Source organism: Vibrio crassostreae, from assembly GCF_041439375.1.
GTDB lineage: Bacteria > Pseudomonadota > Gammaproteobacteria > Enterobacterales > Vibrionaceae > Vibrio > Vibrio crassostreae_D.
Window position 1 is genome coordinate 52,361 of the sequence record NZ_JBGONY010000003.1, and the last position, 12,724, is coordinate 65,084.

The 12,724-nt window shown below is 44.8% G+C and carries 8 protein-coding genes; 6 read left to right on the forward strand and 2 right to left on the reverse strand.

The window, feature by feature from the left end; genetic code table 11:
• Positions 1 to 57 precede the first annotated feature (57 nt).
• The 4 genes from sucA (at position 58) to sucD (ending at position 6,349) form a co-directional block, all read left to right on the forward strand.
• Positions 58 to 2,874 carry a 2-oxoglutarate dehydrogenase E1 component gene (gene sucA / locus ACED45_RS02395; RefSeq protein WP_017061946.1) on the forward strand — a complete coding sequence of 939 codons (2,817 nt, stop codon included), beginning with the start codon at positions 58 to 60 and terminating at the stop codon, positions 2,872 to 2,874.
• A 21-nt stretch (positions 2,875 to 2,895) separates the two neighbouring features.
• Positions 2,896 to 4,104, forward strand: a complete 1,209-nt coding sequence (gene odhB / locus ACED45_RS02400) for a 2-oxoglutarate dehydrogenase complex dihydrolipoyllysine-residue succinyltransferase (RefSeq protein ID WP_017056410.1) — start codon at positions 2,896 to 2,898, stop codon at positions 4,102 to 4,104.
• Between the two features lie 206 nt (positions 4,105 to 4,310).
• Positions 4,311 to 5,477 carry an ADP-forming succinate--CoA ligase subunit beta gene (sucC, locus tag ACED45_RS02405; protein ID WP_010436793.1) on the forward strand — a complete coding sequence of 389 codons (1,167 nt, stop codon included), beginning with the start codon at positions 4,311 to 4,313 and terminating at the stop codon, positions 5,475 to 5,477.
• The gene (sucD, locus tag ACED45_RS02410; RefSeq protein WP_004734209.1) at positions 5,477 to 6,349 is read left to right on the forward strand and encodes a succinate--CoA ligase subunit alpha; all 873 of its coding nucleotides are present in this window, start codon (positions 5,477 to 5,479) and stop codon (positions 6,347 to 6,349) included. Before sucC ends, sucD begins: the two co-directional genes overlap by 1 nt.
• Positions 6,350 to 6,473: 124 nt before the next feature.
• Here the strand turns inward: sucD and znuB are convergent, their stop codons facing one another.
• Both znuB and znuC read right to left on the reverse strand, forming a co-directional pair.
• Positions 6,474 to 7,259 (reverse strand): zinc ABC transporter permease subunit ZnuB, encoded by a 786-nt coding sequence (gene znuB / locus ACED45_RS02415; RefSeq protein ID WP_146490003.1) that lies wholly within the window; start codon positions 7,257 to 7,259, stop codon positions 6,474 to 6,476.
• On the reverse strand, positions 7,259 to 8,038 hold the full coding sequence (znuC, locus tag ACED45_RS02420; protein ID WP_146490004.1) for a zinc ABC transporter ATP-binding protein ZnuC: 780 nt from the start codon (positions 8,036 to 8,038) through the stop codon (positions 7,259 to 7,261). The genes znuB and znuC overlap by 1 nt, the downstream gene beginning before the upstream one ends.
• A gap of 83 nt (positions 8,039 to 8,121) precedes the next feature.
• Between znuC and znuA the strand changes: the two genes are divergently transcribed.
• Positions 8,122 to 9,012 (forward strand): zinc ABC transporter substrate-binding protein ZnuA, encoded by an 891-nt coding sequence (gene znuA / locus ACED45_RS02425; RefSeq protein WP_146490005.1) that lies wholly within the window; start codon positions 8,122 to 8,124, stop codon positions 9,010 to 9,012.
• A 268-nt stretch (positions 9,013 to 9,280) separates the two neighbouring features.
• Positions 9,281 to 12,643 (forward strand): helix-turn-helix domain-containing protein, encoded by a 3,363-nt coding sequence (locus ACED45_RS02430; protein ID WP_371713285.1) that lies wholly within the window; start codon positions 9,281 to 9,283, stop codon positions 12,641 to 12,643.
• The last annotated feature ends 81 nt before the right edge of the window (positions 12,644 to 12,724 follow it).

Sequence of the window (12,724 nt, forward strand, 5' to 3'; positions counted from 1 at the left end):
TTTTAATAGCTCGGCATAGACCGCAGCAAACGTGAAAACTACTGGTTAAGGGAAAATATGCACAACGGCGTGATGAAGGCATGGCTCGAGTCTTCACACTTGGCTGGCGCCAATGCAACGTACGTAGAAGAACTCTATGAACTGTATCTAAGTGACCCAGATTCGGTAAGTGACGAATGGAGAAGTGTTTTTGAAGAACTGCCTGTGCAAGCTTCAGAGACAGTGGAACAACCACACTCTCGTGTTCGTGAATACTTCCGTCGACTCGCTCAAGAAACAAAGCATTACAGTGTCCAAGTTAGTGATCCAGATGTCGATGCGAAACAAGTAAAGGTTCTGCAACTTATTAATGCCTATCGATTCCGAGGGCATCAAGCAGCAAATCTAGACCCCCTAGGTTTATGGAAAAGAGCGACAGTTGATGAACTGGACCCTTCTTTCCACACTCTTACCGAAGATGACCTCAATGAGACGTTTAACGTCGGCTCTTACGCCATTGGCCAAGAGACGATGGTGCTTAAAGATCTCTACAAATCTCTAAAGCAAACTTATTGTGGCTCTATTGGTGCAGAATACATGCACATGACAAATACAGAGCAAAAGCGTTGGATCCAACAACGTTTAGAGTCTGTATCTGGTCAACCCTCTTTCAACAAAGAAGAAAAACAAGCTTTCCTAGAAGAGCTAACTGCTGCTGAAGGTCTTGAGCGCTATCTTGGTGCGAAATTCCCAGGCGCAAAACGCTTCTCGTTGGAAGGTGGTGATGCGCTTATCCCAATGACGAAAGAAATTATTCGTCATGCTGGCGGACAAGGCATGCGCGAAGTTGTTGTTGGTATGGCTCACCGTGGTCGTCTAAACATGTTGGTCAACGTGCTTGGTAAAAAGCCACAAGACCTGTTTGACGAGTTTGCGGGCAAGCACGATGACACGTGGGGTACTGGTGACGTGAAATACCACCAAGGTTTCTCTGCGGACTTCGCAACGCCAGGCGGCAACGTTCACTTAGCACTTGCATTTAACCCATCTCACTTAGAAATCGTAAACCCGGTAGTTATCGGTTCAGTACGCGCGCGTCAAGATCGCCTTGGTGATAATGACGGTAGCCGTGTACTTCCAATTACTATCCACGGTGACTCAGCTATCGCTGGTCAGGGTGTAGTACAAGAGACGTTTAACATGTCTCAAGCGCGTGGTTTCTGTGTGGGTGGTACGGTTCGTATCGTTGTAAATAACCAAGTTGGTTTTACAACGTCTAACCCACGCGATACTCGTTCTACGATGTACTGTACTGATATCGCGAAGATGGTTCAGGCTCCGATTTTCCACGTTAACTCTGATGACCCAGAAGCGGTCGCTTTCGTCGCTCGTTTGGCATTGGATTACCGTAATACGTTTAAGCGTGATGTTGTTATTGATTTGGTTTGTTACCGTCGCCACGGTCACAACGAAGCCGATGAGCCGAATGCAACACAGCCTTTGATGTACCAAAAAATCAAGAAGCATCCAACACCACGTAAGCTTTATGCTGATGTGCTAATGGAGCGCGGTGAGTTTGGTATTGATACGGCAACTCAACTCGTTAACGAATATCGTGATGCACTTGATCACGGTGAAGTTGTGGTTAAAGAGTGGCGCCCTATGGCACTTCACTCAGTAGACTGGTCTCCTTACTTAGGTCACGACTGGAACATCGAATGGGATAACAAGATTGATATCGAGCGCCTAAAAGAGCTTGGTACTAAACTTTGCCAATACCCAGACAGCCACAAGCTGCAAAGCCGAGTCAATAAACTGTACAACGATCGTACTGCCATGGTGAATGGTGAGAAACAAGTCGATTGGGGTATGGCTGAAACTCTGGCTTACGCAACGCTTGTTGACGACGGTAAGCGTATTCGTATCTCTGGCCAAGATTCAGGTCGTGGTACGTTCTTCCACCGTCACTCAGTACTGCACAATCAATCAGATGCAAGCACGTATGTTCCTCTTGCGAACATTCATGATAAACAAGGGCCATTCCAAGTGTTTGACTCTGTGTTATCTGAAGAAGCGGTACTCGCATTTGAGTATGGTTATGCAACAGCAGAACCAAGCGGTCTAACCCTTTGGGAAGCACAATTTGGTGACTTCGCAAACGGTGCACAAGTTGTTATCGACCAATTCATCTCATCAGGTGAGCAAAAGTGGGCACGTTTATGTGGTCTAACTATGCTGCTTCCTCACGGTTATGAAGGTCAAGGCCCAGAGCATTCTTCTGCACGTCTTGAGCGTTACCTTCAGTTGTGTGCTGAACAAAACATGCAGGTTGTTGTTCCTTCAACACCGGCGCAGGTTTACCACATGATTCGCCGTCAGGTTGTTCGACCAATGCGTCGTCCACTGATCGTAATGTCACCTAAGTCATTGCTTCGTCACCCTCTGTGTACTTCTTCTCTTGAAGATTTGGCAGAAGGCACGTTCCAACCAGCTATCGCAGAAATTGATGATCTGGCGCCTGAGAACGTAAAACGCGTTGTGTTCTGTTCAGGTAAGGTTTACTTTGACCTGCTTGACCAACGACGTAAGAACGAGCAAGACGATGTCGCTATTGTGCGTATCGAGCAACTTTACCCGTTCCCTTACGAGGACGTGAGAGCTGCCATCGCACAGTACACAAATGTAGTCGATTACGTTTGGTGTCAAGAAGAGCCACAAAACCAAGGTGCTTGGTACAGTAGCCAACATAATTTCCGAGCTGCTATCCCAGTGGGTGCTGATATTCAATACGCAGGTCGCCCTGCATCAGCGTCACCAGCTGTTGGCTATATGTCGGTACACTTGAAACAACAAAAAGCGTTAGTTGACGACGCTTTGACCCTACTTAAGAACTAGAAGTAAAAGGAAAATACGCACATGACAATTGAAATTCTGGTTCCAGATTTACCTGAATCTGTGGCTGATGCAACAGTTGCTACTTGGCACAAAAAACCGGGCGAAGCGGTTGCACGTGATGAAGTCATTGTAGATATCGAAACAGATAAAGTAGTTCTAGAAGTACCAGCTCCTGAAGCGGGTGTTCTGGAAGCTATCATCGAAGAAGAGGGTGCTACGGTACTTTCTAAGCAGCTTCTGGCTAAAATCAAGCCGGGTGCTGTCGCTGGTGAACCAACGAAAGACACCACTGAAGATACAGAAGCATCTCCTGATAAGCGCCATAAAGCTGCGCTAACAGAAGAGAACAACGACGCGCTAAGCCCAGCTGTTCGTCGCCTGCTTGCTGAGCACAACCTACAACCAGCTGACGTTAAAGGCACTGGTGTTGGTGGTCGTATTACTCGTGAAGACATCGACGCACACCTAGCAGCAGCGAAAGCGGCTCCGGCAGCAGCATCTGCACCAGCAGTTGAAGCGCCAGCAGCGGCTCGCAGCCAAAAACGCGTGCCTATGACTCGCCTGCGTAAGACAGTTGCAAACCGTCTTCTAGAAGCGAAAAACAGCACAGCAATGCTGACTACTTTCAACGAAGTGAACATGAAGCCAATCATGGACCTTCGTAAGCAGTACAAAGACCAATTCGAGAAACGTCACGATACGCGTCTTGGCTTCATGTCTTTCTACGTGAAAGCAGTAACAGAAGCACTGAAGCGTTTCCCAGAAGTTAACGCTTCTATTGATGGTACAGATATCGTTTACCACAACTACTTCGACATCAGCATGGCGGTATCTACGCCACGTGGTCTAGTGACTCCAGTACTCAAAGACTGTGACACACTAGGTTTCGCTGATATCGAAAAAGGCATCAAAGAGCTAGCAATCAAAGGTCGTGACGGCAAGCTAACGGTTGATGAACTGATGGGCGGCAACTTCACTATCACAAACGGTGGTGTATTTGGTTCTCTAATGTCTACGCCAATCATCAACCCGCCTCAAGCGGCAATTTTGGGTATGCACAAAATCCAAGACCGTCCAATGGCTGTTGATGGCAAGGTAGAGATTCTACCAATGATGTACCTAGCGCTTTCTTACGACCACCGTCTAATCGATGGCCGTGAATCAGTTGGCTTCCTAGTGACCATCAAAGAGCTTCTAGAAGATCCTGCACGTCTGCTATTAGACGTTTAGTATCGCTAAAACGTCTAGTTAACCCCGTTAGCTAGACGTAAAAAGTTTCAAAGGCTAGGCTGCTCAACGTCTGGCCTTCAATTGAACTGTAAAGCCATTAGAAAATGGACAGCAGTTGTTTTGAGAAGACCCTACAGACGTAACACAGGAAACTGTGTCGTTATGGAAATAATAATCCCTTAAGGGAAAATAAACGGAATATCAAAATGAATTTGCATGAATACCAAGCCAAACAGCTGTTTGCAGAATTCGGTTTGCCTGTACCAGAAGGTTTCGCATGTGATACTGCACAAGAAGCTTTCGAAGCTGCAGGTCGTATCAGTACAGCCAAGAAAGTCGTTAAGTGTCAAGTACACGCTGGTGGCCGCGGTAAAGCGGGCGGCGTAGAGCTACATGACACCAAAGAAGGCGTTAAAGAGTTTGCACAAAAGTGGCTAGGTAAAAACCTAGTGACTTACCAAACAGACGCTAATGGTCAGCCTGTAACAAAGATCCTAGTTGAAGAAGCATCAAACATTGCTAACGAACTTTACCTAGGTGCTGTTGTTGACCGCGCAACGCGTAAAATTGTATTCATGGCGTCAACTGAAGGCGGTGTGGACATTGAGAAAATCGCTGAAGAAACTCCAGAGTTGATTCACCAATCTGCGATCGATCCTCTAGTGGGCCCTCAAGCTTACCAAGGCCGTGAACTGGCGTTCAAACTTGGTCTAGTTGGCGATCAAATCAAACAGTTCGTTAAGATCTTCATGGGTCTTGGCCAAATGTTCTCTCAGTACGACCTAGCTCTACTAGAAATCAACCCGCTTGTAATTACTGGCGAAGGCAACCTGCTTTGTCTAGACGGCAAGATCAACATCGACTCAAACGCGATGTACCGTCAGCCTAAACTACGTGAAATGCACGATCCATCTCAAGAAGATGAGCGCGAAGCACACGCAGCACAGTGGGAACTGAACTACGTAGCACTAGATGGTAACGTTGGCTGTATGGTTAACGGTGCAGGCCTTGCGATGGGTACGATGGATATCGTAAACCTACACGGCGGCAAGCCAGCAAACTTCCTTGATGTAGGCGGCGGCGCGACAAAAGAACGTGTAGCTGAAGCATTCAAGATCATCCTTTCTGATGACAATGTTAAAGCAGTACTCGTAAACATTTTCGGTGGCATCGTTCGTTGTGACATGATCGCTGAAGGTATTATCGGTGCAGTTAAAGAAGTCGGCGTAACAGTTCCTGTAGTTGTTCGTCTAGAAGGTACAAACGCAGACCTAGGTCGCGAAGTACTTGCTAATTCTGATGTTGATATCATTGCAGCTGAATCTCTAACAGATGCTGCTCAGAAAGTTGTTGCTGCTGCGGAGGCTAAATAATGTCTGTATTAATTAACAAAGACACTAAAGTAATCTGTCAGGGTTTCACTGGCGGTCAAGGTACATTCCACTCAGACCAAGCTATCGCATACGGTACGCAAATGGTTGGTGGTGTTTCACCTGGTAAAGGTGGTCAAACTCACCTAGGCCTTCCAGTATTCAACACAGTACGTGAAGCGGTAGAAGTAACTGGCGCAACAGCAACAGTTATCTACGTACCAGCTCCTTTCTGTAAAGATGCAATCCTAGAAGCGATTGATGCAGGTATCGAACTGATCGTAACGATCACTGAAGGTATCCCTACAACAGATATGATCGACGTTAAAGTGAAGCTAGAAGAAACTGGCGTTCGCATGATCGGTCCTAACTGTCCAGGTCTTATCACTCCAGACGAGTGTAAGATTGGTATCATGCCTGGTCATATCCACAAGAAGGGTAAAGTAGGTATCGTATCTCGTTCAGGTACTCTGACATACGAAGCAGTTAAGCAAACAACAGATGAAGGCTTTGGTCAGTCTACATGTGTTGGTATCGGTGGTGACCCTATCCCAGGTTCAAACTTCATTGATATCTTGAAACTTTTCCAAGAAGACCCAGAAACTGAAGCAATCGTAATGATTGGTGAAATCGGTGGTACTGCGGAAGAAGAAGCGGCTGAGTTCATCAAAGCAAACGTAACTAAGCCAGTTGTATCTTACATCGCTGGTGTTACTGCTCCTCCGGGCAAGCGTATGGGCCACGCAGGCGCAATCATTTCTGGCGGTAAAGGTACTGCTGAAGATAAATTCGCAGCACTAGAAGCAGCAGGCGTTAAGACTGTTAAGTCTCTTGCTGACATCGGTAAAGGCCTACGTGAAATCACGGGTTGGTAATCAGCTGGCTTTTATCGATTGAGATAGAAGTTAACTGAACGATATTAAAAAGGCTTGGTCACTGACCAAGCCTTTTTTTATGTTCTTGAGATACGAGATACGAGATACGAGATACGAGATATGATTACGCTCGGGTCTTCAGCATTTGAGATAGCATAAACATCGCAGCGGCACTGATAACCACAGAAGGGCCAGCAGGTGTGTCATAGAACCAAGACAAGCTTAATCCACCGAATACTGCAATAGAGCCAATAACTGATGCAAGGAAGGCCATCTGCTCAGGTGTGCTCGAGAACTTCCTTGCCGTTGCTGCAGGAATAATCAGTAGCGATGTCATGATTAACGCACCCACAAATTTCATACCGACAGCAATCACGATACCGACAAGCAGCATCAAAATCAGACGCATTAAATCAATGTTGATGCCGTCAACCGCTGCTAGATCTTCATTAACCGTCGTTGAAAGTAGCGGTCGCCAAAAGATAGCAAGCACTAATCCAATCACAGCCGCACCCGCATAGATGAATACCAAATCAGTCGGTGATACTGCAAGTAAGTCGCCAAATAAATAGCTCATTAGGTCGACACGAACATTGTCCAAGAAGCTAACGGCTACAAGACCCAAAGACAGTGCACTGTGTGCCAAAATACCGAGTAGGGTATCGGTCGCGACTAGCTTTTGTTTTTGCAATGTCACGAGTAACACGGCCAGCATCAAACAACAAATCAGCAGTGCGAAATACAAGTTGATGTTAAACAGAAAGCCAAGCGCTAAGCCCATCAAAGAGGCATGAGCAAGCGTATCGCCAAAGTAGGCCATCTTGCGCCAAACTACAAAAGAGCCTAATGGCCCCGCGATAAGAGCAATGCCCAAGCCAGCTAAAATAGAGGGAAGAAGAAACTCAAGCATTAGTGATGTCCGTGTTTATGATTTGAACACTCATGAGCACCACCTTTTACTGGTTGGCCTGCAAGATCATGATGGTGATGTTCATGTTGGTGATGATAAAACGCTAGTGTCTCTTGAGTCGCGGTACCGAAGAGCGCAATATACGAGGGATGATGTTTGATGTCTGCAGGTGCACCTGAGCAACAGATATGATGATGCAAACAGATAACATCGTCTGTTTTGGCCATCACCAGATGCAGATCATGTGAAACCATAAACACCGCACAACCAAAGCGGTGACGAATGGTGTCAATGAGATCATAAAGGTCTATTTGCCCTTGCACGTCAACGCCTTGAGCCGGTTCATCAAGAACCAGTAGGTCTGGTCTTCTTAGTAATGAACGGGCAATCAGTACGCGTTGGTTTTCACCACCAGACAGCTGGTGCATGTTGCTCTTTTGCAGATGTTCAGCACCCACGAGCTTCAATGCTTCAAGGATCTCTTGCTGACTGAACTTGCCAGTGAGCTTTAGAAAACGATCTACGTTGAGCGGTAGTGAATCGTTGAGCTTTAATTTTTGTGGAACATAGCCAATTTTCAGTTTTTTAGCTTTTGTTATTGTGCCTGAAAATTTGGTTTGTAAACCCAGTACTACTTTTACTAATGTCGACTTTCCTGCACCGTTTGGCCCAATCAGGGTGGTGATCCTGCCGCGCTCTAAATTTAGAGAGATGTTGTCTAGAACTTTTCGACCGTCAAATTCGACGCTCACAGAATCTAGTTGGATTAAGTTATCCATGAATAGAACTCATTTGCAATTCGCTAATGTTATAATGTAACATTTACCTCAAGCCTAAGCTACTTTTCTATTATCGAGGAATTATGTCACGTTCATCTTTTATACTTGCTACTTTGCTTTTAGCGCCAAGTGTTGCAAGTGCTAATACTATTCTAACAAGTTTCAAACCAATTCAAATGATTGTGACAGAGCTAACGCAAGGTGTTAGTGAACCGGATGTGTTGATGAACAGTAATGCTTCGCCGCACGATTATGCGCTCAAACCATCAGATGTCAAAAAAGTTCATAGTGCAGATATGGTCGTTTGGTTTGGCCCCGACTTAGAAGCCTTTTTAACTAAGGTCGTGAGCTCGAATGAAAATGTTATTGAGATCAGCTCTATTCCGGGTATCAACTTACGCGCTTATGGACACGAAGAGCATGATCATGACGCGCATGAAGGTCACCACCACGGCAGCCACGATCCACATTTTTGGTTGGGTATCGATCAGGTCGAAGTTGCTGCGAAATACATTTCAGATAAGTTAATTGAAACTGACCCAGGCAACGCAATGGCTTATCAAGAGAACCTAGATTCATTCTTGATTGCATTGGATGAGAAGAAGCAGTCTATTCGCGAACAACTGGCGCCAATAAAAGACAAAGGTTACTACGTTTTCCATGATGCATATGGTTATTACGAAGAAGAATTTGGTCTGAATAACTTGGGTCATTTCACAGTAAGTCCAGACCGTAAACCGGGAGCAAAAAGCCTGATTGCGATTAAGAAAACGATCGTACAAGAAAATGTTCAGTGTGTGTTTTCTGAGCCTCAGTTTACGCCTGCAGTGATTGAATCTGTGACTCGTGGAAGCAACGCTAAGCAAGGTCAGCTAGACCCTGTTGGTTCTGATGTTGAAGTGAAGACCGGAAGTTATTTCGATTTTCTTCAGCAACTTACCGATAGTTACACAAGCTGCTTAAACGCAAAGTAATTCGTAGAAAGTATCTTTTACTGCACTTTGCTCTCGATATTGTATGAATAGTGCCGCTTTTTGCGGCATTTTCGTGACCGCTAAGATAAAACCTTTCAACAAATGGCAAACCTTCTTTCTCCTTGGTTAATTTCCGCTAAAATGGAAAGATAATAATAAGCACAAAAAAACTCAGTTTATGGTTGAGCAATGATAAAATGTTGTGACTACCAAAACTTCATTCGTTGTTGCTGTTCAGGATCAGAAGTTGTATCGAATTGTCTTCCGAATGTTCATGTTAATGAGCATTTCATTTAGCGCTATCGCGGTAAATACATCACCTTCCGTTTTCTATCCTTTGCCCGTTCAAGCGCAAGGGAATTTTCTTGCGGCTAAAAATTTGTACCTAGGTGCAGGAGGAGGGCTATGGGTTCATGATGTCCATGGAAAAATACTCTTTTACGATGGCCGAACTCTATTCCCTCGCAAGGGTAGCTTGCTGCAATTTTCTTCTGAAAGCGTCGCATTTCTTAACGATGAGTTTTGGACCTTTTTCGATAATGAGGTGTACCGACATAACCCTGGTATTGGCAACGAATTGGCGTTTAGTTTAAGTCCCGGTGCTGAGATTGCGAATATTGGCGCATCCGGTGATTATATTTGGGTGACCGATGGCAGTAATTTTTATACCTATAATACTCAATCTTTAGAGTTCAACACCTACTCTTTACTCAAACTGTACCGTTACAACAATAGCAGTGACATTGCGATAAATGACGCTGAGTGGGTTTTGTCAAAGTGGGTATTGGCGACCAGTTCAGGCGTTTATCTTTCAGATAATCAAGAGTTTACTCATGTCAGTGCATCAGACAAAAATCATATAGAGACCGTTTATTTTTCGAAGGCTCGACGTGAGTTAGTTATTGGCACTTTAAATGGCGCTGTGATTGTCGATCTCGCGAATCCAGATAAAGAGACTATCGTCAGAGGGTCACATGTTCTTTCGCTTACCGAAACTTCGGATCAGTATTGGATCGGCACAGAGCATGGTCTTATTAGCTACAACTTTATTACGGGCCAAATTACTCGATTTGAACAAGCCTCTAATCAAGACTTCTCGTTACCGGGAGAGAAAATATACTCGTTGATCAACGACCATGCTGGTGGGATGTGGATCGCGACAAACAACGGTATCCGATATTTCTCACTGTTCAGCAAGACTTTCTCGAGAACGCCATTAACGGGGATGGGCATGCGTTCGAGTAGTGTGGTGATCAACAAAGTACTGCCTGTCAATGAACAGTTATCTTGGGTTGCATCCTCAATGGGTCTCTATTTAGTTGACTCTCAAAGTGAAGATAACCCAATCCGTGTTTACTCCAACCCTGTTAAGGATTTTGAGATCTTTGGCACTTCAATTTGGTTGGCTACTGAAGAAGGCATTATTAGTTTTAATACTAATACGTTAGAACCTGAAATTCTCGACTTACCTAGACCGATTGAGGGGGTGCATGTTGAGAATTTTGCGCTTCAGGCTGATAACGTTCTTTGGATGACCTCAGGGCAGAGCCTCTATTCGTTATCAATCGAAGCCATGAAGTTGACAGGATACGGTACTGACTGGTTAGTCGACAAGTTTTTGCCTGCGAAGATCACCGATCTCAATATAGGCTTACAAGGTCGTATTTACATAGGAACAGACCACGGTTTCTATTCGTTTATTGATAAGCGAATTAGTTTTAGTCGCTCAAGCGAACGTTTTGGTAAAGTCGTCGATATTGAAAAAGCGAAAGATGGATCTCAATGGTTTGCGAGTAGTTATGGTGTGTATCGAATCCCTTTTGACGGCTCCGCGATTCAAGAGATCCCGCTTGTTGAAGACAATATCAGCCCGAACTGCCTGGTAAGTGATGACAATGGTGTGTGGTTAGGTTCCTCAAAAGGTATCAGTTATTACGGATTGGATGGGCAGCTGCATAAACATATAGGTTCACCATTTGGCTTGATCACCAATGAACTTGCGGCAGGTGCATGTGCTCTGTTTTACAATGAAGAGAGCCAATCTTCGAGGCTTATTTTCGGCTCAAAGTATGGTGTAGTCAGTGCGTTGTCTAACGAGTTACTGGTATCCACAACACCTCATAGTCGTGCTTTGCTGAGTAAGATAAGTGTCGATCAACATACTGTATCACTTGGTGGGAAAACGGCAGATTTGAGTGAGATTCCTTATGGTTCATCGATAGGATTTAAGCTAGGCATCTTACCAGCGACGTTCGCGCCTGCGATGGAGTACCGGCTGAACGACAATGAGCATTGGAGTGAGTTTGAAGGGGGTCTATTAACACTCGATCACTTGCTTCCAGGGGATTACACGCTTGAGGTTAAGCCGGTTAAAGACTCCCATTATCGCTTCGTGTCAACGAGCCAAAGCTTTTCGATTGCGGAGCCTTGGTATCTCACTAATTGGGCTGCAGCAAGTTCTCTGATACTACTGATTGGTGTCGTGACTATCTTGGTCTTTTGGCGTTCGCGTTATGTCACTTTTGCCAACAGGCACTTAAAAGCGCAAGTTGCATTGAAGACGGACCAGTTGAGGCACCAAAGTCGGATACTACTTGCGACCAATCAACAGCTTAAAAAGCAGCTATCGGTTAAGAATGCACTTGTGTCTCACACTGCAAATGAACTTTCTTCTGAAGTTAATCATATTGCTGCGATGCTCCCCAATTGGAATGATGAACAAGGGAAGTCTCCAATCTTAACGTTGAAAAATGGTTTGGCTCAATTGAGTAATAGCCCTCAAGGAGAGGGGCCGGTTTATTACGATATAATTTTAATCTTAGAAGCGGTACTCAAAGCTTGGCAGGATGATTTAGCCAAAGCTGGCATTGAACTGGATATTAAAGTCGAAACAAAACAACGATATGTAAGCTTGCCGTATTTTAATCTCGATATTATTTTTAACAGTTTAGTCGCGAGCATCATCAAGAGAAACTTTAAGTCACAAAGTATGGTGGTTCTGGTTGAAGAAGTGAAAGAACACCTTGTAGTTACGATTCGAGATCATGGGACGCCTTTTCCTAAATTAGTTTCAAGTATGAGCGACAACACTGGTAAATCGACTGATCTAAACATCGAGAAATTACCTCTATTGATGAATCAGAGCGGTGGGGAGTTGAACGCCTTTGTTTCTGACTCTCAAAATAAGGTTCAGCTTTCGTGGCCGATTGAATATCAAGTGTTCGACAATCTTGAAGCCTGCACAATCGAGCAGATTGAAACTATTAAGCTTGCTAGCTCGACGCAAGAGCAACAAAGGCTTAGTGCTGAACAAGAGTGGAAAAATAAGGTGTCGCAGCTTGTGAGTGAACACTACGCTGATGCAGAATTTAGTACTGCATCAGTTGCTAAGTGCTTGTTCATGTCGGAGAGAAGTCTTCAGAGACGCTTTAAATTGGCTTATAACAAGACCTTTAAAGAGCATTTGAATGAAGTGCGCCTAGAGCATGCTTGCGAACGATTACTTGCTGGGGAGAAGATCTCAGATGTCGCGTTTGACTCGGGCTTCAATGACCCGTCTTACTTCAGTCAAAGGTTTAAACACCACTTTGGCATGTCTCCATCCAAGTTTGCTGAAAACAACGAAGAGTAGCGCGCAGCAGATATTCTGCTAGAACATAGATAAATATACTTTAGCCTCGACATTCGTGCCGGGGCTTTTTTATGCTTCTAC